Source organism: Nocardia sp. CA-145437, assembly GCF_050956485.1.
In the GTDB taxonomy this organism is placed as follows: domain Bacteria; phylum Actinomycetota; class Actinomycetes; order Mycobacteriales; family Mycobacteriaceae; genus Nocardia.
This window is the reverse complement of sequence record NZ_CP191204.1, coordinates 584,055-606,585: the sequence shown is the minus strand read 5'-3', so window position 1 is coordinate 606,585 and position 22,531 is coordinate 584,055. Positions and strand designations below refer to the sequence as shown.

The 22,531-nt window shown below is 67.5% G+C and carries 22 protein-coding genes and 1 tRNA gene; 4 read left to right on the top strand and 19 right to left on the bottom strand.

Annotated elements, in window-relative coordinates; genetic code table 11:
- Nucleotides 1-5 precede the first annotated feature (5 nt).
- The gene (locus ACQPYY_RS02845) at nt 6-611 is read right to left on the bottom strand and encodes a TetR/AcrR family transcriptional regulator (RefSeq protein ID WP_357089689.1); all 606 of its coding nucleotides are present in this window, start codon (nt 609-611) and stop codon (nt 6-8) included.
- Nucleotides 612-680: 69 nt separating this feature from the next.
- The gene (locus ACQPYY_RS02840) at nt 681-1,838 is read right to left on the bottom strand and encodes a pyridoxal phosphate-dependent aminotransferase (protein WP_433592663.1); all 1,158 of its coding nucleotides are present in this window, start codon (nt 1,836-1,838) and stop codon (nt 681-683) included.
- Between the two features lie 491 nt (nt 1,839-2,329).
- On the opposite strand from ACQPYY_RS02840, the gene ACQPYY_RS02835 reads away from it, so the two are divergent.
- The gene (locus ACQPYY_RS02835; RefSeq protein ID WP_433594553.1) at nt 2,330-3,196 is read left to right on the top strand and encodes a M23 family metallopeptidase; all 867 of its coding nucleotides are present in this window, start codon (nt 2,330-2,332) and stop codon (nt 3,194-3,196) included.
- Between the two features lie 124 nt (nt 3,197-3,320).
- Here the strand turns inward: ACQPYY_RS02835 and purD are convergent, their stop codons facing one another.
- The gene (gene purD / locus ACQPYY_RS02830; protein WP_433592662.1) at nt 3,321-4,604 is read right to left on the bottom strand and encodes a phosphoribosylamine--glycine ligase; all 1,284 of its coding nucleotides are present in this window, start codon (nt 4,602-4,604) and stop codon (nt 3,321-3,323) included.
- Between the two features lie 157 nt (nt 4,605-4,761).
- Here purD and ACQPYY_RS02825 point away from each other — a divergent pair, with 157 nt between their 5' ends.
- Complete coding sequence (locus ACQPYY_RS02825) at nt 4,762-5,187, top strand: HIT family protein (RefSeq protein ID WP_379105926.1); 426 nt, start codon at nt 4,762-4,764, stop codon at nt 5,185-5,187.
- A gap of 123 nt (nt 5,188-5,310) precedes the next feature.
- Here ACQPYY_RS02825 and ACQPYY_RS02820 read toward each other — a convergent pair whose 3' ends face one another.
- The 5 genes from ACQPYY_RS02820 to ACQPYY_RS02800 all read right to left on the bottom strand — a co-directional run bounded on the left by ACQPYY_RS02820 (nt 5,311) and on the right by ACQPYY_RS02800 (nt 9,083).
- Nucleotides 5,311-6,774: a sensor histidine kinase gene (locus ACQPYY_RS02820; RefSeq protein WP_379105928.1), complete on the bottom strand. Its 1,464-nt coding sequence runs from the start codon at nt 6,772-6,774 to the stop codon at nt 5,311-5,313.
- Entirely contained in the window at nt 6,771-7,508 is a 738-nt protein-coding gene (locus ACQPYY_RS02815; RefSeq protein WP_357282717.1) for a response regulator transcription factor, read from the bottom strand. Before ACQPYY_RS02815 ends, ACQPYY_RS02820 begins: the two co-directional genes overlap by 4 nt.
- Before the next feature lie 123 nt (nt 7,509-7,631).
- Nucleotides 7,632-7,703 (bottom strand) — tRNA-Thr (locus ACQPYY_RS02810).
- Nucleotides 7,704-7,868: 165 nt separating this feature from the next.
- Nucleotides 7,869-8,111: an MbtH family protein gene (locus ACQPYY_RS02805; RefSeq protein ID WP_019931522.1), complete on the bottom strand. Its 243-nt coding sequence runs from the start codon at nt 8,109-8,111 to the stop codon at nt 7,869-7,871.
- A 138-nt stretch (nt 8,112-8,249) separates the two neighbouring features.
- Nucleotides 8,250-9,083, bottom strand: a complete 834-nt coding sequence (locus ACQPYY_RS02800) for an alpha/beta fold hydrolase (protein ID WP_379105930.1) — start codon at nt 9,081-9,083, stop codon at nt 8,250-8,252.
- Between the two features lie 189 nt (nt 9,084-9,272).
- Between ACQPYY_RS02800 and ACQPYY_RS02795 the strand changes: the two genes are divergently transcribed.
- Both ACQPYY_RS02795 and ACQPYY_RS02790 read left to right on the top strand, forming a co-directional pair.
- Nucleotides 9,273-9,440 (top strand): hypothetical protein, encoded by a 168-nt coding sequence (locus ACQPYY_RS02795; RefSeq protein WP_167659823.1) that lies wholly within the window; start codon nt 9,273-9,275, stop codon nt 9,438-9,440.
- 3 nt (nt 9,441-9,443) lie between these two features.
- Complete coding sequence (locus ACQPYY_RS02790; protein ID WP_379105932.1) at nt 9,444-10,925, top strand: alpha,alpha-trehalose-phosphate synthase (UDP-forming); 1,482 nt, start codon at nt 9,444-9,446, stop codon at nt 10,923-10,925.
- Between the two features lie 48 nt (nt 10,926-10,973).
- Here the strand turns inward: ACQPYY_RS02790 and ACQPYY_RS02785 are convergent, their stop codons facing one another.
- The 11 genes from ACQPYY_RS02785 to ACQPYY_RS02735 form a co-directional block, all read right to left on the bottom strand.
- Complete coding sequence (locus ACQPYY_RS02785; protein WP_433592661.1) at nt 10,974-11,912, bottom strand: oxidoreductase; 939 nt, start codon at nt 11,910-11,912, stop codon at nt 10,974-10,976.
- Nucleotides 11,913-12,171: 259 nt separating this feature from the next.
- Nucleotides 12,172-12,654, bottom strand: coding sequence for a h domain protein (locus tag ACQPYY_RS02780; RefSeq protein ID WP_433592660.1), 483 nt, complete (start codon nt 12,652-12,654; stop codon nt 12,172-12,174).
- On the bottom strand, nt 12,651-13,505 hold the full coding sequence (locus tag ACQPYY_RS02775; protein ID WP_433592659.1) for a hypothetical protein: 855 nt from the start codon (nt 13,503-13,505) through the stop codon (nt 12,651-12,653). The genes ACQPYY_RS02780 and ACQPYY_RS02775 overlap by 4 nt, the downstream gene beginning before the upstream one ends.
- On the bottom strand, nt 13,502-14,947 hold the full coding sequence (locus tag ACQPYY_RS02770) for an MCE family protein (RefSeq protein WP_433592658.1): 1,446 nt from the start codon (nt 14,945-14,947) through the stop codon (nt 13,502-13,504). Before ACQPYY_RS02770 ends, ACQPYY_RS02775 begins: the two co-directional genes overlap by 4 nt.
- Entirely contained in the window at nt 14,944-16,170 is a 1,227-nt protein-coding gene (locus ACQPYY_RS02765) for an MCE family protein (protein WP_433592657.1), read from the bottom strand. Before ACQPYY_RS02765 ends, ACQPYY_RS02770 begins: the two co-directional genes overlap by 4 nt.
- Entirely contained in the window at nt 16,170-17,429 is a 1,260-nt protein-coding gene (locus ACQPYY_RS02760) for an MCE family protein (RefSeq protein ID WP_433592656.1), read from the bottom strand. The genes ACQPYY_RS02765 and ACQPYY_RS02760 overlap by 1 nt, the downstream gene beginning before the upstream one ends.
- On the bottom strand, nt 17,426-18,478 hold the full coding sequence (locus ACQPYY_RS02755; RefSeq protein ID WP_379105946.1) for an MCE family protein: 1,053 nt from the start codon (nt 18,476-18,478) through the stop codon (nt 17,426-17,428). Before ACQPYY_RS02755 ends, ACQPYY_RS02760 begins: the two co-directional genes overlap by 4 nt.
- 2 nt (nt 18,479-18,480) lie before the next feature.
- Entirely contained in the window at nt 18,481-19,506 is a 1,026-nt protein-coding gene (locus ACQPYY_RS02750) for an MCE family protein (protein WP_379105948.1), read from the bottom strand.
- Nucleotides 19,503-20,744 carry an MCE family protein gene (locus ACQPYY_RS02745; RefSeq protein ID WP_379105950.1) on the bottom strand — a complete coding sequence of 414 codons (1,242 nt, stop codon included), beginning with the start codon at nt 20,742-20,744 and terminating at the stop codon, nt 19,503-19,505. The genes ACQPYY_RS02750 and ACQPYY_RS02745 overlap by 4 nt, the downstream gene beginning before the upstream one ends.
- Before the next feature lie 13 nt (nt 20,745-20,757).
- Entirely contained in the window at nt 20,758-21,609 is an 852-nt protein-coding gene (locus tag ACQPYY_RS02740; protein ID WP_379105952.1) for an MlaE family ABC transporter permease, read from the bottom strand.
- A 4-nt stretch (nt 21,610-21,613) separates the two neighbouring features.
- Entirely contained in the window at nt 21,614-22,378 is a 765-nt protein-coding gene (locus ACQPYY_RS02735; protein ID WP_357282736.1) for an MlaE family ABC transporter permease, read from the bottom strand.
- Nucleotides 22,379-22,531 lie beyond the last annotated feature (153 nt).

The following is a 22,531-nucleotide window of genomic DNA, read 5'->3' as shown; positions in this document are numbered from 1 at the left end:
GCGGGTTAAGCCGGTGGGGCGACGATGTCGATGATCTCGAGCAGCGCCCCGCGTGCCATGCGGCGGGGTTGGGGGTCGAACTCACCGAGCGCGGTCACCACCGCCCCATCGACTACCGCCACCAGACGGCGGGTCTGTTCCGGGCGGACCACCCGGTCGGACCGACGCAGGACATCGGTCAGCAGTTCGTCCAGCTGGGCGCGTAGTCGCAGCTGGACCTCTCGTAGTTCGGGGTGGCGGGCCGAGGCGACCGAGCGTTCGTAGCGGGCGATCAACTGGCCGCGCGCGTCCTCGTCCTGAATCTCGGGGCCCACCAACAGGTCCAGCACCAGTTCGACCGTCGCCTCCGCGCCGCGGCGGCGGTGCGTCACCTCGCCGACCCGGCGGCGCATGGCCTCGAGTTCGGCGGTGCCGGAGAATTCGACCGCCCGCGCGATCAGATCCTCCAGCGATTCGAAGTAGTAGGTGGTCGACGCGAGCGGCAGATCCGCCCGGGTCGCCACCGAGCGGTGCCGGACCGCCTCGAAGCCACCCTCGAGCAGTAGCTCGGCGGCGGCACAAACCAGTGCATGGCGACGCCGTTCGCCTTTCGGAGTCGTCGCAGTGGTCACGGTGCAATCGTGCCAGTCATCAGCGGCGCTGTGTTCATTTTGCCCACCGCGCTCAATCCTCTTGGCAGATCAGGCCAAATACCGTTCCAACCGGTCCAGTGCCTCTTCGATGTCGGCGGCGGCTCCGGCGAACGAGAAGCGAACGGTGTGATGGCCGTGGCGGGTGTCGAAGTCGATGCCGGGGGCGAGTGCCACGCCGGTCGCGTCGAGTACCTCGGTGCACCAGCGCATCGAATCATCGGTCAGGTGAGCGATATCCGCGTAAACGTAGAACGCGCCGTCGGCGGGGGCGAGGTCGGTGATTCCGAGCTTCGGCAGGCCCGACAGCAGCAGCTGGCGATTTGCCGCATAGCGTTTCACATGACCGTCCAGTTCGGCTTTGGCTTCCGGACCGAACGCGTGCACCGCCGCAAACTGAGAAATAGCTGGAGGGCACACGGTCATGTTCGAGGCGAGCCGTTGCAGCGCCGGACGCAGCGACAGCGGCACCAGCATCCAGCCCAGCCGCCACCCCGTCATGGAGAAGTACTTCGACACCGAGCCGATCACGACGGACTCACGCGAGGTCTCCCACGCGGACGAGGTCGGTTCGGTGTCGTCGTAGACGATGCCGTGATAGATCTCGTCCGAGATGAGCAGCGTCCCGTGCTCGTCGCACCAGCGAGCCAGCGCCGCCAGCTCCTCCGGCGCGATCATGGTGCCGGTCGGATTGGCCGGGCTGGCCACGATCAACCCCGCGGGCGGTTCGGGCAGCGCCTCCAGCATGGCCACGGTCGGCTGGAACCGCGTCTCCGGACCGCAGTCCAGCTCCACCACGTCACAGCCCAGCGCGGTCAGCGTGTTCCGGTAGGCCGGATACCCGGGCCGCGCCACCACCACGGTGTCCCCGGCGTCGAACGCGGCCAGGAACAGCAGCGTGAACGCGCCGGACGACCCGGTCGTGACCACGACATCGTCCGCCTCCGCCCGCACCCCGTAGGTGCTCCGATGGTGCTCGGCGATGGCCTCCCGCAACGCCAGAACCCCGAATGTCTCGGTATAACCCAGCAATTCGGAATCCATGGCCTGTTTGGTGGCCCGCAAAACCGCCGCCGGAGCGGGCGTGGAAGGCTGCCCCGCGGCCAGCACCAGCACGTCGCCGTGGGTCCGAGCCCGTTCAGCTGCTGCTTTCCAGACGTCCATCACGTAAAAAGGTGGAATGGTCGACCGGCGAGATTCGATACGCACCCGACAGACGGTAGAGCACCCGCTCCCCCGACTGTCCGGGAACGGTCGTGCGAATGCCTGAGGAGGCCGCTGTGCAGGGGGGACCAGCAACCGCCGGGAACACCCGGGCCACCGACCCACACCCACCCGCCTCCCCCGCCCCGGACGCCTCCACGCCGCACAACGGCCGTCGACCGCGACGAGCCGGGACCGCGATGCTCCGAAGGCTCCGACGCGGAGACTCGTCCGCCGAAGCCACCCCGGATGCGCCGCGGCCGGACACCGAGGCCACCTCCGACCTTCGACCCGGCACCGACGAAGACGGCGAGCCGCAGAACGCGGACACCGATCTGCGTCGTCAGCGTCGGGCCACCGAGACCTACACACCCGGGCTGCGGTCACTGCCGAACGTCGAAAGACCGTCGCGGATCCGAGCGGCTTCGCAGCGGGCCGGGCTGTGGGTGGTCCAGCTCGTCGGGCGGGTGATCGCCTATCTGCGGGCGAACGCGCCGATGGTGCGGGCGCGAGCCGTCGAATCGTGGTCGCGGCGGCCGCGCTCGTGGGCCGAAGCCGTCGCATGGGTGCGGCGGGGGCGGGCGGAGGCGCGGCGGCAGTGGCCTGTGGTGCGGGCGTGGAGTATTCAGCATCGGGTGCTGATCGGCGGGATGACGGCGGTACTCGTGTTCGCGAGCGCGGATGGGGCGCTCGGGTTGATCCCCACCGATGCCGCGGTGAGTCCCGGTGCGGCGGTGCGCATTCCGGTGCGGTATCCGCTGCAGATCCAGGCCACGCAGGAATCGTCGAAGCGGTATCTGGACGCCATCAACAACGGTGAACACCTGCGTGAGCAGGCCGTGGTCTCGGCGGCCGCGGCGGCAACGCTGGAACGCGCCAAGGCCGAGGCGGCAGCCGCCGTGGCCGGGCAGCCGCAGCCATGGCTGACCCCGTCTCCCGACGCGACGCTGCTGCCAGGATTCGTGCTCCCGGGTGTCGGCGGTTTCGCGTTGCCCGCGAAGGGCCTGTTCACCTCCGGATTCGGCGCGCGCTGGGGCACTTTCCACGCGGGCATCGACATCGCCGCCCCGCTGGGTTCACCGATCTACGCGGTCGCCGCGGGCACGGTCATCGACGCGGGCCCGGCCCAGGGCTTCGGCCTCTGGGTGCGCATCCGCCACGACGACGGCGCCATCTCGGTCTACGGCCATATGTACGACTTCTCGGTCTCCGTCGGCGAACGCGTCCCGGCGGGCATGCAGATCGCCCGCATCGGCAACCGCGGCGACTCCACCGGCCCCCACCTGCATTTCGAGATCGTCATCAACGGTCAGCACGTCGACCCCCAGGCCTGGCTCGCCCAGCGCGGCATCGTCCTCGGCTGATCCGGGCCGGGGGCGCGGAATATGGCTGGGCCCCGGCCGAATACGAGATCGCCCGCCCGAACCAGGTTCGGGCGGGCGATCTTTCGTCGGTCGCGGCATCGGGGTCGGCCGCGGCGAGCGGGATTCAGTTCGCGGCCGGCACCGTGATGCGGCCCTCGGTGGCGGCCAGCGCGATATCGGTGCGGAAGTGGCCGCCCGGCAGCTTGATGCCGGCGAGGCGCTCGTAGGCGTTCTTGCGGGCCTCGACCAGGTCGGCGCCCTGGCCGACGATGGCGAGCACGCGGCCGCCGGCGGAGACCAGCGCACCGTCCTCACGCTGCGCGGTGCCGGCGTGCAGCACTTCGGATTCGACTCCGGTGCCGGTGGATTCGGCGCCGGTGATGACGTCGCCGCTGCGCGGGCGGGCCGGGTAGTTCTCGGCGGCCAGCACCACGGTGACGGCCGCGCCGTCCTTCCAGCGCGGTGCGGCGACCTGGTCGAGGGTGCCGGTGGCGGTGGCGTGCAGGAGTTCGCCGAGGGGGCTGTCCAGCATGGCGAGGACGGCCTGGGTCTCGGGATCGCCGAAGCGGCAGTTGAATTCGACCACGGCCGGACCGTTCTGACCGATGGCGAGGCCGGCGTAGAGCAGGCCGCTGAACGGCACTCCGCGCTTCACCATCTCGGCGGCGACGGGCTTGACCACGTCGTCGACGATGGCCTGCAGGGTCGCCTCGGGCAGCCACGGCAGCGGCGTGTAGGCGCCCATGCCGCCGGTGTTGGGGCCGGTGTCGCCGTCGCCGACCCGCTTGTGGTCCTGGGCGGGCAGCAGCGGCACCACGGTCTCGCCGTCGACCAGGCAGAACAGCGACACCTCGGGGCCGTCGAGGAACGACTCCAGCAGCACCGGGTGGCCCTGCTCGAGCAGTTCGGCCCCGTGCTCGCGGGCGACCGATCGGTCCGGGGTCACCACGACACCCTTGCCCGCGGCCAGCCCGTCGTCCTTGACCACCCAGGTCGGGCCGAAACGGTCCAGCGCGGCGTCCAATTCGCCCGGGTGATCGACGATCTCGCTGTGCGCGGTCCGCACTCCGGCCGCGTTCATCACGTCCTTGGCGAACGCCTTCGAACCTTCGATCCGCGCGGCGGCGGCCGACGGGCCGAACACCGGGATCCCGGCCGCGCGCACCGCGTCGGCCACGCCGAGCACCAGCGGCACCTCGGGCCCGACCACCACGAGGTCGGCGGCCAGCTCCTGCGCCAGCGCCACCACCTCGTCGCCGGAGGAGGCGTCGACGGCCCGCACCTCGGCATGCTGGGCGATGCCGGCATTGCCGGGCGCCGCGTAGACCGCGGTCACCGCCGGGTCCTTGCGCAGTGCCAGGACGAGGGCATGTTCACGGGCTCCGGAACCGATGACGAGTACGCGCACGGCGAACAGCTTAGAGGGCTGGGGTTTCGAGCCGGGTGGCGGTCCGGCATGCGTTCGAGGCCCGGCCCGGTGTTCGGGGCGCGTCTGGTTCCGAACGAGACCTCCAGCGCCCCGAACCGGCCCCGTAGCGGAGCGGAGGGGCCAATAGACTCAGCTCATGGCTTCTGTTTTCTCCGCAATCATCGACGGTCAGCTGCCCGGCCGATTCGTCTGGGAGGACGACGAATTCGTCGGCTTCCTCACGATCGCCCCGGTGACGCAGGGGCACACCCTGGTGGTGCCGCGCAAGGAGATCGACCAGTGGCAGGACGTCGATCCGGGCACCATGGCCCGGCTGACCGGTGTCGCCCAGAAGATCGGCCAGGCCGTGCGCACCGCGTGGGACGCCCCGCGTGCGGGCCTGCTCATCGCCGGCCTCGAGGTGCCGCACCTGCACGTGCACGTGTTCCCGGCCTTCTCGATGGGCAACTTCGACATCTCCGGCGCCGACCCGAAGCCCAGCGCCGAATCCCTGGACGAGGCCCAGACCAGGATCAAGCAGGCCCTGCGCGACCTCGGCTACGGCGCGAACGTCCCGGAGTGACCCGACCGGGTGCGCGCCCACAGCGCGCACCCGCCGGTAGCCACGCCGCGTGAAGCCACTGCCCGCGGCTCACCGCCCGCCAGCCTTCGGCTCCTCCGCAGGGCTGACACATCGCAGCCCGGTTCACGACTCCGCGCGCGGCAGCCGCACGGTGAACGTCGTGCCCTCCCCCGGCACGCTCGTCACCGACACCGCTCCCCCGTGCGCCGCGACCAGCGCCTGCACGATCGACAGTCCCAGCCCCGTCCCGCCACTGACCCGGCTGCGCGACACATCGGTGCGATAGAACCGTTCGAACACCCGCTCGGCCTGTTCGGCCGCCAATCCCGGCCCGGTGTCGGCCACCTCGATCAGCACCTCGCTCGCGGCGGGTGTGAGCCGCACGGCCACCTCCGCGTCCGGCGGCGTGTGCACCAGCGCGTTGTTGATCAGGTTGGCGAGCACCTGCCGCAGCCGCGTCTCGTCGCCGAGGATCTCCAGAGTGCCGGGGCCGGGCCGGATTTCGAGATCGATCTTGCGTTCCGGCCCTTCCGGATGCTGCGCCGCCGCCAGGGCGCGGGCCCCGTGCACGGCATCGCTGGCCAGCATGAGCAGATCCACCGACCGCCGTTCGACGGGCCGCTGCGCGTCCAGCCGGGCCAGCATGAGCAGGTCCTCGACCAGCAGCCCCATCCGGTTGGATTCGCGTTCGATGCGGTCCATGAGCAGGTCGGGCTCGGTGATCGCGCCCTGCCGGTACAGCTCGGAGAAGCCTTTGATGGTGGTGAGCGGGGTGCGCAGTTCGTGGCTGGCGTCGGCGACGAACTGCCGCATCTTGGCCTCGGAACGCCGGGCCGCCTCCTCCGACGCCTCGGTGGCGGCGAAGGCCTGCTGGATCTGGGTCAGCATGGTGTTCAGGGACTGCGAGAGGTGATCGACCTCGGTATCGGTGCCGCGCACCGGAACTCGCCGATGCAGGTCACCGCCCGCGATGGCGGCGGCCGTGCCCTCGACTTCCCGCAACGGCCGCAGACTGCGCCGGATCACCATGCGCGCCACCGCGGCCAGCGCCGCCAGCACCAGCGCGCCGATCACCAGTTGCAGCACGATCAGCTTGTCCAGCAGCGAGTTCGTCTCGTCCATGCGCAGCGCGATGGTGCTGGTGCCCTGATCGTTGACGGTCCGCAGCACCCGCCATTCCTCACCCGAGGCCCCGATGGAGCCGACCGTGCGCGGCTTGCTGCCCAGATCGGCGGGCACGTCCGGTTCCTGCACCCCGGCGGTCAGGGTCAGGGTCGACTGCCCGGCCGCGTCACGCACCTGCACCCAGTACAGGTGTGGTGGCCGTTCCCGCCCGCGCACGGTGGGCAGCGGTTCGGGTCGTTGCGCGCCGGGCGCGGCCCAGCTGTGGGCGGCGTCGGACAGCTGCCGGTCGATGCGCTCGACCAGCACGTTCCGCATGAGCGAGGTGACCGCGATCCCCGAGACCAGCAGCCCGAACCCGACCAGCGACACCAGCGCCAGCACCAGGGTGGTGCGCAGCGGCACCGCGGCGAGCCGGTCGGCGATCGTGCCGCGCAGTCCGCGAGCCGCCTCGGCCGCGTTCACTGCGCCGCCGTGCGACCGCGCGGCTCCCGCATCACGTATCCGACCCCGCGTAGCGTGTGGATGAGCCGATCGGGCCCGGTGTCGACCTTCTTGCGCAGGTACGACACGTAGGTCTCGACCACGCCGACCTCGCCGCCGAAGTCGTAGCGCCACACGTGGTCCAGGATCCGCGGTTTGCTCAGCACGGTGCCCGCGTTGACCAGGAAGTACCGCAGCAGCGTGAACTCGGTGGGCGACAGGGCGACCGGTTCGCCCGCCTTCCACACCTCGTGTGTGTCGTCGTCGAGCTCGATATCGGCGAACCGCAGCCGCGACGACTTGGTCTCCGGCGCGGACCGTCCGGCGCGGCGCAGGATCACCCGCAGCCGGGCCACCACTTCCTCGAGGCTGAACGGTTTGGTGACGTAGTCGTCGGCTCCGAGCGTCAGCCCGGTGATCTTGTCGTCCACGTCGTCGCGGGCGGTCAGGAACAGCACGGGCGCGTCGATCCCGTCGGCCCGCAGCCGCCGCAGCAGCCCGAATCCGTCCATGCCGGGCATCATCACGTCGATGATCATGGCGTCGGGCCGGAAGGTCTTGGCCCGGTCCAGCCCTTCGGTCCCGCTGGCGGCGCTGGCGACCTCGAAGCCCTGATACCGCAGGCTCACGGACAGCAACTCGACGATCATCGGCTCGTCGTCGACGACGAGCACTCTGGCCTCGGGTTCGCGTCCTTGCGCAGGCACACCTGTCATGGCCTCATATTCTGCGCCGCGCCCGCGAGAACGCTGGTCCTTCCCTGGGAGTTTCCTGCGAACGCGCCGGGACCCCCGGATACGACGAACGCCGGTCGATGTCTCGACCGGCGTTCGTTCACGAGCCCCCTGTCAGGATTGAACTGACGACCTTCGCTTTACAAGAGCGGTGCTCTACCACTGAGCTAAGGAGGCGGAAAGCGGAGCCATCATAACCGGGGTGGCCGGCTGCGCGGAAAAGCCGGCTTCCCGGTCGGAACGATGCTGACCGCGAACACCGGGACGCGGCCTGTCGACGCTCGTGGCATCGACGGCCGCGTTCGGAAGTCGTTCGCGCAGTATCGGACTAACCGCTGAGTGTCAGGACTGGGCCGCCTGACGAGCCGCGTCGTCGGCCGCCATGGCGTCACGCAGGCTCTTGGGCCGCATGTCGGTCCAGTTCTTCTCGACGTACTCGACGCATGCGGCGCGGGAGTCCTCGCCGAACACGACTCGCCAACCCGCCGGAACCTCGGCGAAGGCCGGCCAGAGGGAGTGCTGTTCCTCATCGTTGACCAGGACGAAGAACCGGCCGTCTTCGTCATCGAAGGGATTGGTGCTCATTTCACCTCACTGGATACTGGCGCTGTGTACGGGTACGTAGACGGATCGTCCAGCCACCGCAGTGTTGGAACGAGCCCCCGACGTTGATTCGACCCTAGCAAGGCAGGCGTTACCGCTGGGCGGTTACCTGCACTTCGTTCAGGCCACGAAGAATTCGACAAGGATCTTATTGACGACCTCCGGTTGTTCCAGGTAGCCGAAGTGCCCGGCGTCGGGAACCTCCTGGTAGCGGGCACCCGGAATGATATCGGCGACCTCGCGCGCGAGATAGGGCGGGATCATCCGATCGTCGGCGAAGCCCAGCGCGAGGCAGGGCACGGTGATGCCGCGATAGGCCGCGGTGCGGTCGAAATCGTGGTCCATGCGGCGCTGCGCCCGCACGCCCGGGGTGACCGGGCCGCCGGTGAATTCGAACAGGTCGAGCCAGTCGCGGGCCGCGTGCTGGTCGGCCAGCGAGGCCGGGGAGAGGTTCATCAGGGCGGTCATGGCGGCCTCGTATTTGGCGGGCAGCCGCACACCGGCGTCGTCGAGGTCGTGCTCGCCGAGTCCGAGAGTTTTCTGGAACTGGTCGAGCCGGGCGTGTCCGGCCATGAACACGGCCTTGCGGACCAGGTCGGGGCGAGCGAGCGCGACTTCCTGCGCGACCCGCGAGCCCATCGACTGGCCGACCAGGAAGACCGGCCCCTCGCCGAGGAATTCGATCAGGGCGACGGTGTCGCGGACCAGGTCCTCGATGGTGATCCCGGCGGGCGATTCGAAGGAGGGCGCGATGCCGCGATTGTCGAAGGTGCAGACCCGGTATCCGGCCGCGACCAGCGCGGGGACCTGGTGCAGTTCCCAGACCCGACCGCCGCTGCCGGTGCCCATGATCATGACGACCAGCGGCGCCGACCCCTTGACGTCGGTGCCCTTGGACCGGTCTCCCTTGACCTGGTAGTTCAGCGAGATTCCGTTCACCGTCGCCAACGGCATGCTTGCGACCCCTCACATCAGGTGTTGCCACTCTCTTTGCGTCCACCGTATAGGTCCCGGCCGACGGAATGTTTCGTCCCCGCTCGCATTGCGGTTAGGGCTCGCAATGCGAGCAGCGGCGAGGCCCGACTTACCTGGCGGATACGATGGACTCCTCGCACCGAGCAGACTTCTCCGAGAGGACATGAGATGGCCGCGAAGACCGGCGCAAACGACATCGCGGACGACGATCTGGAGCCGCTGGCCGACGAAACCGCGCGCCAGGCGCAGCGGGTGGTGGCGGCGTACGCCACCGACGCCGACGAATGCCGCATGCTGCTGTCGATGCTGGGCATCGCTCCGACGCGAGGCGAATGACCCGTGCACCCGGATAGCTCCGGCTCCGGTTTCGTCGTCGTCGCCAACCGGCTCCCGGTGGACCTGGAGCGCCTGCCCGACGGAACCACTCGCTGGAAGCGCAGCCCCGGCGGCCTGGTCACGGCACTGGAACCGGTACTGCGCAATAACAAGGGCGCCTGGGTCGGCTGGGCCGGCGTCCCGGACGTGGAGCTCGATCCGATCGTCGAGGACGGTCTGGAACTGCATCCCGTCCCGTTGTCGGGCGACGAGGTCGCCGATTACTACGAGGGCTTCTCCAACGCGACGCTGTGGCCGCTGTATCACGACGTGATCGTGCGGCCGGTCTACGACCGCCAGTGGTGGCAGGCGTACGTGCAGGTGAATCGGCGTTTCGCCGAGTACACCGCGAAGGTGGCCGCCGAAGGCGCGACCGTGTGGGTCCAGGACTACCAGCTGCAGCTGGTGCCGAAGATGCTGCGCATGCTCCGCCCCGACCTGACCATCGGCTTCTTCCTGCACATTCCGTTCCCGCCGGTGGAACTGTTCATGCAGATGCCGTGGCGCACCGAGATCGTCGAGGGCCTGCTCGGCGCCGACCTGATCGGCTTCCATCTCCCGGGCGGCGCGCAGAACTTCCTGTATCTGGCCAGGAGGCTGGCCGGGCAGCCGACGTCGCGCGGCAATGTGGGCGTGCGCTCGAAACTCGGTGTGGTGCAGGTGGGTTTCCGCACCGTACGGGTGGGCGCGTTCCCGATCTCCATCACCTCCGCGGAACTGGACGAGTATTCGCGCCGCCGCGATGTGCGGGAGCGGGCCGCGAAAATCCGTGCGGAACTAGGCAATCCGAAGACGATCCTGCTGGGCGTCGACCGCCTCGACTACACCAAGGGCATCGACATCCGGCTCGCCGCGCTCGAGGAGCTGCTGCACGACGGCCGCATCGACCCCGCGGACACGGTGATGGTGCAGCTGGCCACGCCGTCCCGCGAACGCGTCGAGTCCTACAAGCAGATGCGCGGCGATATCGAACGCCAGGTGGGCCGCATCAACGGCGAGTTCGCCCGGGTGGGTTATCCGGTGGTGCACTACCTGCACCGCCCCATCCCGCGCGAGGAGCTGATCGCGTTCTTCGTGGCCGCCGACGTCATGGTGGTGACCCCGCTGCGCGACGGCATGAACCTGGTCGCCAAGGAGTACGTGGCCTGCCAGGGCAGCCTCAACGGCGCACTCGTGCTGAGCGAGTTCACCGGCGCGGCAGCCGAATTGCGGCAGGCCTACCTGTGCAACCCGCACGACCTGGACAGCGTCAAGGACGCGTTGATCGGCGCGATCGACGACGACCGCGACACCCGCCGCCGGCGCATGCGCTCCATGCGACGCCAGGTCCTGACCCATGACGTCGACCGGTGGGCCCGCGCCTTCCTCGACGCCCTGGCCACCGACCGCGTCGCGGGCAGCGCCCTGCTCACCGACGACGACGTGGACCCGGACCTGAGCCGCTGACCACGGAAACCCAACGCCCCCTGGATTTTCCAGGGGGCGTTCGTGGTTCTACAGCGGGTAGGTGACTCCGGTGAGCCGCTCCGACGCTTCCCATACCCGCGCCGCCAGTTCCGGATCGAGCGCCTGTTCACTGGGTTCGTTCAGGATCGGGTAGCCCTTGGTGAAGCCGGTCGGCCCGAAGAGATCTCCGGGGTTGACGGCGGGATCGGTGGCCGCCCGCAGCGTGGGGAGCGCACCCATTTCGACGGTCTGCATGGCGAACCGGAACACCCAGCGCAGCGACGGTCGCGACAGGAAGGTGAGGACGGGCCCGAGGTTCTGGGCGAAATCCGATTCGGCCGCCCCTGGATGCGCGGCGATCGACATCAGCTCGGCATCGGTGCCGTTGAGCCGCCGCTGCAACTCGAACGCGGTCAGCACATTGGCCAGTTTGGACTGCGCGTAGGCCTGGAATCCCTTGTAGGTCCGCCGTTCGAAGAACAGATCATCGAGGTCGATCGGGGCCTCCTTCTTGGAGGCGAACCCTGTGGTCACGGCCACCACCCGCCCCGCCGGGGCCGCCCGCAACAAATCCAGCACCTGTCCGGTGAACGCGAACGGCCCGAGATGATTGGTCGCGAACGTCGTCTCGAATCCGTCCTCGGTGAGACTCCGCGCCCGGCTCAACATCCCCGCATTGTTGACCAGCAGATCAACCCGCTCGACCTCGTCGTGCAGCCGTACCGCGGCCTTCCCCACCGACTCCAGCGAAGCCAGATCCAGCTCCACGAACAATAATTCGGCGTCCGGCACCCGCGCGCGGATGAAATCCGCGGCCGCCCCGGCCTTCTCGGCATTGCGGCACGCCATGACCACCCGAGCCCCGTGCTCGGCCAGCCGCAGCGCGGTCTCGAGCCCCAGGCCGGCACTGGACCCGGTGACGATCGCGGTGCGCCCGTGGAGATCCGGAATGTCGGCGGCGGTCCAGCGCGTGTTCTTGGTACCCATGCGTTACATCCTGAACGGTCCGCTTCCACTTAGCCCATCGACCGTCCTCGAAATACCGCCTAACGCACCGTCTCCCGCCCCGGCACCCATCCACCCGTTTCGGCGATTGGCGTGTTGTCGGCCCGACTGGACGGCAGGAAGCGCACGCGGACAAAGAGTTCCGCCACCCACGGCTCGCCCCCTGACGTGAATCCGCGCACTGAAAAGGCCGTGGCGCGCTGGGTTATCCCGCGCGCCACGGCCTTACACACTGTGATCGTCAGATCGGGGTGACCTCGGAGACCAGCCAGCGATTGCCGCTCTTCTCCAGGTCGACCCGCACCCGGCTGCCGCTCGCGGTGGCCTGGGGGTTGTCCTTGCTGGTGGTCATCTGATTGAGGAACAGCAGCACCTTGGCGTGCTTGGTGTCGGCGTCGATGACGCCGCCCGCCTGGGTGGAGGCGATGACGGTGAGCTGCTTCTCCTTGGCGCCGGGGGCGATGGATTCGTTGACGAGCTTGAGGTAGTCGTCCTTGAAGCCGCCGGAGAGGTCGTCGGCGACCTTGGGCAGCTCCTTGTCGACGGAGTTGAAGTTGTAGCTGAACATCGACTCGACCGTCTTGCGCGCGGCGTCCACCGATTCGGTGCGGGCGTGGTCGAGCTGCTTCATGTGCCAGGCGTCGTAGCCGAACCAGCCGGCTGCCGCCAGCATGGCCACCATGACGGCCGCGATGGCCGAGATCCGGATGCGGTTCTTGCTCACGAGACGAACTCCAGCTTCGAGGCGGTGAACTGGTCACCGTCGTGGGTGATCGTCACACGGAATCGGTAGACGCGCTGCTGCGGCTGATCCGAGCCGGCGTTGGTGAGGTTCTGCTTGGCGGCGACCAGGATCTGGGCGGAGCGGTCGTCGTAGGACTCGACGGCGGTCTCCACGACCTGGCCGCTGGCCTTCACGTTCGCCTGCTTGATGACATCGGCGTAAGCGTCGCTGCGGGAGGAGTATTCGTCCTTGAGCTGGCCCGACGCCACCGAGAGCACCCGGTTGATGTCGTCCTTGACGGTGTCCACCTTGATGGTGGTGATGTTCAGGACGGCCTGCTTGGCGGTCTGGGTGTAGTCCGCGCGCAGCTGCTCGTTCTTGTCCGCGGCGTTGTGCGCCGGAATCCAGAAGATCAGGCTGGTCGCCAGCGCGACCAGGCACAGCGCCGCCGCGGCGCCGAACAGCAGGACCGGCCACTTGCGGCCATCCTTCGACTCCTCGCCCTCGGTGGTGGCCTCGGAATCCTCGGCGTCGGCCGCGACCGCCGGAGCGCCCTCGACCACCTCGAGCGACTCGTCCGCCGGCTCAGCCGATTCCGCCGCGACCGGAGCGTCCGCGGCGTCCCCCGCATCGTCGCCGGCTTCCGGCGTCACGACCGTCTTCACGGTGGCGACGTCGGTTTCGGCGACCTCGGGGGCGTCGGCCTCGGGGGTCGCGGCAGCAGCCTCGACACCCGCGGCCTTCACGGTGGTGACCTCCGCTATGGGTGCATCCCCGTCGTGGACCGGCGGTCCTTCTGACCGCACGGCCTTCCGCCGGGTCTTGCTGTTCACCACCGTGGGATCACTCATCGTTGTTGCTCCTGAAGCATTGTTTGCCAGTTAGCCGGCACGATGCCGGAACCATCGGGCCCGATATCGGCCTGGCGGGTGAGTACACCGTCCGGCCCGAGATACGTGCCACTCTTCGGATCGTACGTTCTCGTCGTCACACTCGCAGGCGCGGCTCCCGGTTGCCCGCCGGTCTCCAGCGAACTCGGAGTGAACGTGGGCTTGCCGTTGTTGTCCACCGGGTTCGGCTTACCGAAGGCCGGGTTGTCGCCGAGCGGCTGGTAGCCCTCGGGGTCATGGCACTGTTGCACCGTGGCCGCTCGCTTGCCGGGCACATCCATACAGGGGTTGTTGCGGACACCGCGGACCACGTCCGGGGAGTTCTGCGGAATCTTGCAGTACAGCCCCTTCGGAGTCTCCGGGACCGGACCTGTGTAGTCGGCCGGCGAGCGCCGGTCCTCAGGCGCCAGGAAGCCCGTGGTGCAGCCCTTCGGGTCATTGAGGCCGATCTTGAAGTCGACCTTGCCGCCGTACTCGGTCGGGCTGCCCTTGGCGAGCGTCATCAGCGCACCGATCAGAGGTGGGAAAATGACCAGCAACTGCTCCACGCTGGCGTGGTAGGTGACGCCGACCTGGCCGAGGCTGACCAGGTTCTGCGCCAGCAGCGGCACGGTCGGCTTCAAGTCCTCGAACAGCTCGGTGGCCTTGTTGAGCGCGCCCGGGCCGTGGTCGATCACATTGCGCAGAGCCGGATCGTGCTCGCGGAGTTGATCGGTGACGGTGGCCAGGTCCTTGGTCCACCCGCGGATGGCGGAGTCGGACTCGATCTGGGTGTCCAGCAGCGGGCCGATCTTGTCGATCAGATCCTTGGTGGCATCGGTGTTGTTCTTGGCCTCCTGGACCAGCAGCGACGCGGAGTCGAGCAGCCGTTCCAGATCCGGGCCCGCGCCGTTGAAGGCGAGGAACGCCTGCTCGATCACCTGCTGCAGGCGGGTGTCCGCGACGCTGGAGAGCAGCCGGTCGGTGCGGTCCAGAATGCCGCCGATATCCATCGGCAGCTTGGTGCGGTCGACCGGGATGACCGAACCGTCGCGCAGATTGCCGCCCTGCGGGTTTTCCTTGGGCACCAGATCCACGTACTGCTCACCGATGGCCGAGACCGACTTGACCCAGGCGTCCACATCGGACGGGATCTTGAAGTCGGACTCGATGGACAGCTTGGCGTCGACACCCTGCGGGGTCAGCACCACCGAATCCACCTTGCCCACATTGGTTCCGCGGTAGGCGACATTGGCATGCTCGTACAGACCGCCGGTAGCGGCCAGCTTCACCGTCACGTCATACCGGCCGATGCCGAACATGGCGGGCAGCTTCACGTACTCCCCACCCATCACCGTGATGCCGATGACGGTCAGCACGGTGAAGATGGCGAGCTGAATCTTGACGAAGCGACTCAGTTTCATTTGCCCGGGTCCCCTTGCGGCACGGTGATTCCGGGAATGGCGGGCAGGCCCGGAATGTTCAGGCCCGGCAGGCCGGGCACGGTCGGCGACGGCTGGGTCGAGGACGGTTGCTGCTGCAGCGGAGTCTTGGCGGGATCGCCCTGATCGCCCGCCACGCCGGCCCCTTGGCCGAGCGCACCCTCCACACCGCCGAACCGTCCACCCAGCGGGGTTCCGGTGAGGAAGTTGGAATCCAGCCGGGCCGCGGTCAGATCGAAGGTGATCTTCACGTTCATGTAGTCGCCGCGGATGTACCGGTCGATGTACTTGAAGGGGAACGGGAAGGTCAGCATCATGTTCAACGACCTGGTGAAGTTGTCGCTGGTGTTGGCGATCTGTTCCAGAGTCGGTCCCAGATCGGCGATCTCGGCCTTCAGGTCGTCACCGGCATTGTCGATGATCCGTTTGACCACCTCGCTGAGGTCACCCGCCGCGGTCAGCGCGTTGGTGATCTGCTCCCGCTTGTTCGCGAGCACGGTCAGCGCGGGATGGATGTTGTCGATGGCGCTGGCCACCCGATCCTTTTCCTGCACCAGCGTTCCCGACAGCCGATCGAGCCCGCTCATCGCGTTGATGATGTCGGTGGTCTGAGCGTTGAGCGTCCCGACCATCTGGTTCAGCTGCGGCAGCAGGTCGCGGATCGCGTCGGTGCGGCCGGTGAACGCGGTGTTCAGCTCGTGGGTGATGTTCTCCAGCTGGCTGATACCGCCACCGTTGAGCACCACCGACAACGAGGACAGCGTCTGCTCGGTGGTCGGGTACTGTCCCGCCCGCTCCAGCGTGATGACGTCACCGTCGTGCAGCTGCCCGGTGGCGGGAATATCGGCCGGCGCGGCCAATTCGACGTGATTACTGCCCAGCAGCGAGGTCTGCCCGATCTTCGCGATGGCGTTCGCGGGCAGCTTCACGTCCTTGTCGAGCCCGATGCTGACCAGCGCGTGCCAGTCCTGCACCTCGATACCGGTGACGGTGCCGACGGTCACGTCGTTCACCAGGACCGGCGAATTGCGGGTCAGGGTGGTGACATTCGGCATCTGCACCTTGATGTGCCAAGCATCGGAACCGGTTCCGGCGGAACCCGGCATGGAGACGGTGTTGAGACCGTCCCAATCACATCCGGTGGCGCTCAGAGCGACCGCGACACCGATCGCCAGGCCCGCCACCCTGCGGCGACGAGTATTCATCAGTTCCCTCCCGGAATGGCGAGACCCGACAGCCCGTTCGGGATCCCGACCGGCGCCCGTTCGCCCTGCCCGGCGTACCGCGCGGCGACATCGGGCGTACTGGGCACCAGCTGGCGCGGCAACGCCGTCGCGCCCGTGCCGTCGTTCATGAGCAGCGGCGGGTAGTTCATCGCCAGGTTCTGGATCACCGGGGCCAGGTACTGCGCGCACATCTGGGCGCTCTCATGGCCGTTGCCGGTGGAGATGTTGTCGATGGAGCCACAGATGAAGCTCAAGGGTGAGTTGAAGCCGGCGAACACCGGATAGCCGGCGACCGTGCCCTGCGCGGGGTTGTACAGCTGATAGAAGTTCACGAGAGCGGTCGGCGCGGTGTGCAGCACCTGTTCGATCTGAGGCTTGCTCTGCACCAGCGTGTTGGTGACGTCGGCGAGCTGCGCCAGGTCCGTGCTCAGCGCCCCGCCGTGCGCGTCGAGGAACTTCTTCACGTCGGAGACCGCGGAGTCCAGATTGTCCAAACCCGCTCCGAGATCACCGGATACGCCCGCCAGCACCTGGGACACCGACGCCAGCCGGCCGCCGAACTGCACGATCTGGTCGTTGCTCTTGGAGAGCACGTCCACGAACTGCTGCAGGTTCTTGATGGTGCCGAACAGGTCGGTGCGACCGTCCGACAGCGTGGTCAGCGTGGCCGACAGCTCCTTGAGGGTGTCGCGGAAGGCCTGGCCGTTGCCGTCGAGGTTGTCGGCGGCGGTATTGACCAAGCGCCCGAACGAGCCCTGCTTGTCCTCGCCGACCGGCCCGAGAGAGGTTGCCAGCTTGTTCAATTCGGCCTTGATGTCGTCCCACTCGACCGGGACGGCGGTCCGCTCGAGCGGAATGACCGAGCCGTCGTGCATCTTCGCGCCGCCGGTGTAGGCCGGGGCCAGCTGGATGAACCGGGCCGACACCACGGACGGGGAGATCAGCACGGCCTTGGCGTCGGCGGGGATGTCGACGCCGCGGTCGATGGTCATCTTGACCGTGGCCTTCTCCTTGCCGGGATCCACGGAGTCGATGGTGCCCACGCGGACGCCGAGGATCCGCACCTCGTCGCCCTTGTACAGGCCGACGGTGGACGGGAAGTAGGCGGTGATCTGCGGCTTGCCGATCCGGGAGACCCCGGTGTACGCACCCCCGGCCACGATCGCGACCAACGTCACGATCGCCGCCACGCGGGTCCAGCGCGGCAGACCGCGGATTTTGTCGAGCACAGTCGTCATTTCGGCAGCTCCGTGATCAGCGGGCGAGGCTGGAGGCCGCCGCTCTGCATGTTCTTCAGCGCTTCGGGCAGGTTCTGCGGCCAGACCAGCGCGTCGGAAAGAGCCTGCAGCATCGGGCTGTTCCAGTTGACGATGTACGCCTGGAAGTACGGACCGCTGCCGACCTGCTCACCGAGCGCACCGGCGTAGGGGCCGAGCGCGTCGAGCGCGTCGGAGATGTTCTGCTTGTTCTTCTGCAGCAGTGCCAGCACCGAATTCAACTTGTCCAACGCCGGTTTCAGCGCCGCCTGGTTGTCGTTGACGAAGCCGCTGAGCTGTTTGGACAGGCCGTTGATGTAGGTGATCAGCTGGCTGATCGCGCCCCGGCGGGCATCCAGTTCACCGAGCAGGTTGTTGCCGTCCACGAGCAGCGAATTGATCTTCGCGGCCCGATCGGACAGCACCTTGGTGACGCCCTGGGCCTTGCCCAGCAGGTCCGTCAGCGCCTTGTCGCGGGTGTTGATGCTCTTGGACAGCTGGGTGATGCCGTCCAGCGCCGAGCGCAGCGGAGCCGGCGTGTCCTTGAAGGTGGTCGACAGCGCGTCCAGGGTCTGGTTGACCCGGTCCATGTCGAGGTCCTTCACGGTGCCGGACAGATCCTGCAGGGCGTCGTTGAGCGAGTACGGAGACGTGGTGCGCTCCAAGGGAATCGGCTGATCACGCTTCAGCGCGCCGTCCCCTTCCGGAGCCACCTCGAGCGACTTGCGGCCCAGCACCGTGTTGGTCTTGATCGCGGCGGTGGTCTTGGTGCCCAGCACGATCGACTCGTCCAGGGTGAAGGAGACCTTCACCTTCGGGCCGTCCAGCGCCACTGTGTCCACCCGGCCGGACTTCACGCCGGCCACCTGGACCTGATCACCCGGCAACAGCCCGCCCGCGTCGGCGAAGTACGCGCTGAACTGCGCGCCCGAGCGGACGAACGGCAGCCGATCGAATTGCAGGGCGGTGAGGCAGATGCTCACGACCACGACGATGCCGACGACGCCGATATTGATGACGCGTTGTCCCATGACTATCCACACCTCCCGTCGAACTGGCTGCCGGGCAGGGCAAGACGCACGTCCTTGCCGTCGGGCCCGGTGAACATGATGTCGGTGCTGCACGCGTAGATGTTCAGGAACGATCCGTAGGCACCGATGCGGGTCAGCTTCTTGTAGGTACTCGGCAGCGCCGAGAGCACCGTCTGGAACTCGTCGCGGCCGTCGTCGAGAACCGTTGCCGCGCGGCCCAACTGCTCCACCGTGTTCTTCAGATCCGGCCGGGCCGCCTTGAGCAGTTCGGTGAGATCACCGGTGGCTCCGGCGATCCGGGGCAGGGCCGCGCCGATCGGGTCCTTGTCCGCGGCCAATCCACTGACCAGACGCTGCAATTCGTCCAGGGTGGTGCCGAAGGCCTTGTCACGGTCGTCGATGGTGGCCAGCACCGTCTTCAGGTTCTCGATCACGCTGCCGATCAGGGCATCGCGCGAGGCGAGGGTCTTGCCGAAGTCGCCGCCGCTGTTCAGCAGCGAGACCAGCGTGCCGCCCTGTCCCTGGAAGATCTGCAGCAGCGCCTCGGTCAGGCTGTTGACCTGGGTCGGATTCAAGCCGCGCAACAGCGGTTTGAACCCGCCCAGCAGCATGTCCAGATCCAGCGCGGGCTGGGTGTGGTCGAGATCGATGGAGCCGCCGGAGCGGAGCGGGGTCGCGGTGCCCGGGCCGTCCATCAGTTCGAGGTAGCGGTCGCCGACCAGGTTCTCGTAGCGGATGGCCGCCTTGGTGCTGGCGTAGAGCTTGTACTTGCGGTCCACGTCGAACTCGACGTGCGCCTGGTGGTCCTTGCCGACGTAGACCCGGCTCACCGAACCGACCGGGACGCCCGCGATCCGCACCTTCGACCCGGGCAGCATGCCCGAGGACGAGGTGAACACCGCGCGATAGCCGGTCTCCCGGGCGAACCGCATCTGGCTGAAGACGACCACCAGCAGCGCCAGGATCAGCAGCATGGCGATGCCGAAAACGCTGAGTTTGACGGTGGTGGCGTGTGGTTTGAATTTCACTTCTTACCGACCCCCGGGAGCTGGTCGAACAGGATCTCGAAGACGGTCTTGGACGGATGCGGCTGCGTGGCCGGGGCCCAGATGTGGCCCTCCGAGGTATCGGTCATCAGGAAGTTGGCCTTCTGACCGCCCGTCAGGTCGAAGGTGTTCTCGCAGTGCGGGCCGCCGGTGGCGTTCACCTTCGGCAGGTCCTCGGGGAACTGGTACGGCGTACCGCTGGGCATGATGCCCGCGTTCATGGAGAAGGCCGGGTACCTGCCACCGATGAGCTCGTCCATCAGCGGCACGTTCATACCGAAGGTCATGATGGTGCAGTACAGCGCCGACCGGTATTCGAACAGCAGATCCGTGGTGGGCCGCAACAGGTTCAGCGACTTGATCAGATCGTTCTCGCTGGGCTTCAGCACCGAGTTCGAGGTATCGGCCAACCCGATGAGGTTGGTCAGCAGATCGTCCACGCGCGCCTGCTCATCGGTGATGGTCTTGCCGGTCACCTGCATGTTGTCGGTGACGCGCAGCAGGTCCCCGACGGTGTCGGAGTAGGTGCCGGTGACCGAGGCGGTCTTGCGCAGGTCCTCCTGCAACGTGGGCAGCGAGGGATTGATCTGCTTGAGGAACTCGTCGCTGTCCGACAGCAGCAGGCCCAGCTTCTCGCCACGGCCCTGCAGGGCGGTGCCCAGCGCGGTCAGCGTGGCGTTCAGCTTCTCCGGCTGCACCTTGTTGAGCACATCGCTCAAATGCTGGAACAGCGTATTGAATTCGACGGTCACGCCATCGGCCTGCACCACGGCTCCCGCGTGCAGCTGCCCCGACGGGTTCTGCGGCTCGATGAAGTTGATGTACTTCGCGCCGAACACGGTGGTGGAGTTGATGTCCACGGTCGCGTTGGCCGGCACCAGCTTCAGCTTGTCCGGATCCATGGAGAGTTCGATGCGCGCGCCCTCGGGCGTCTCGTCGATCGACTTGACCCGGCCGATCTCGACACCGCGGATCTTCACCTTGGCGTCGCGATCCATGACCAGACCCGCGCGCGGCGAATTGACGGTCACCATAGCGGTATTCGTGAAACCGCCGGCGAAACTCACCAGGCAGAACACGACTACGGCGACCAGGCCGAGCACCAGGCCGGCGCCGGCCAGCCGGACCACCCACCCCTGGTCGAGGTAGCGCTTCGGCGCTGGCTTCTGGACGAACGGCGAGCCGATCGGGCTCGCCGTCCCGCCTTGTTGTTGGACCATGTTCGTCCCGCCCCTACCCGGAGAGATGGAAATTGCCGGAGGTGCCGTAGATGGCCAGCGACATCATCAGCGTCACCGTGACGACTGCGATCAGCGAGGCCCGCACCGCATTACCTACCGCCACGCCTACGCCGACCGGTCCGCCCGCGGCGTTGTAGCCGTAGTAGGTGTGGATCAGCATGACCGCCATGGCCATGAAGATCGCCTGCGCGAAGGACCAGAGGATGTCGCTGGGGATCAGGAAGGTCGAGAAGTAGTGGTCGTACACACCGGCCGACTGCCCGTAGATCTGCACCGTCGCGAAACGCGAGGCGATGAACGAGGCGATGACCGCCAGTGAGTACAACGGGATGATGGCGAGGATGCCCGCCAGCATGCGAGTGCCCACCAGGAAGGGGATGGGCCGGATGGCCATCACCTCGAGGGCGTCGATCTCTTCGGAGACGCGCATGGCGCCCAATTGTGCCGTGGTTCCCGCGCCCAGCGTCGCCGCCAGGCCGATGCCCGAGATGACCGGTGCCGCGATGCGGACGTTGATGAACGCCGCGAAGAAGCCGGTGAGGGCCTCGACGCCGATATTGCCGAGCGAGCTGTAGCCCTGCACGGCGATGGTGCCACCGGCGGCCAGGGTCAGGAAGCCGACGATCACGACGGTGCCGCCGATGACCGCGAGAGCGCCGGTGCCCATCGAGATCTCGGCGATCAGCCGGATGGTCTCGGTGCGGTAGTGCACCAGCGCCTTGGGCACCGACGCGATCGAGCGCGCGTAGAACACCGCGTGCTTGCCGACCGAGTCGAGCGCCTCGGTGAAGCGCTGAAAGCGCTTGGTCACCTTGGGAAAACGAGATTGGATTACGAAAGCCATCTGATCACCGCGCCGCGAACTTGATGCTGATGGCGGTCATCACGACGTTGATGACGAACAGCGCCATGAAGGCGAACACGACCGTCTGGTTCACGGCGTCGCCGACACTCTTGGGACCGCCCTTGACGTTCAGGCCCAGGTAGCAGGCGACCAGTCCGGCGACGAGACCGAACAGCATGGCCTTCACCTCGGAGATGACGAGCTCCGGGAGATGGGTCAGCAGGGTGATGCCGTTGACGAACGCGCCCGGGTTCACGCCCTGCAAGAAGACCGAGAACACGAAGCCGCCCAGGATGCCGATGGCGGACACCAAGCCGTTGAGCAGGAAGGCCACGAACATCGAGGCCAGCACGCGCGGAACCACCAGGCGCTGAATCGGATCGATGCCGAGCACCTTCATCGCGTCGATCTCTTCGCGGATGGTGCGGGCGCCGAGGTCGGCGCAGATGGCCGTCGCGCCCGCGCCGGCCACGATGAGCACCGTGACCATCGGGCCGATCTGGGTGATCGCACCGAACGCCGCACCCGCGCCCGAGAGGTCGGCCGCACCGATCTCGCGCAAAAGAATGTTGAGCGTGAAGACCACGAGCACGGTGAACGGAATCGCCACCATCAGCGTGGGAAACATGGAGACCCTGGCGATGAACCAGGACTGATCGATGAATTCCCGTCGCTGGAACGGGGGCCGTACTGCAGCGCGAGCGACCGCGCCGGCGAGTTCGAAGAACCCTCCGACCGCCCGCAGCGGTACGGCAAGGACTTCATTCATTCCCGCTATTCCTCCTGCCCCTGCCTAGCGATAGCAACCGAAATCTGAATGTGATCTCGGTCCCGCCGAAGATTAGAACACGTTCTCATACGGTTCGGGAAGGTTTCCAATGCTTTGAACAGGCCCTCTTTCTGAACCGGTGTCCAGTTTCAA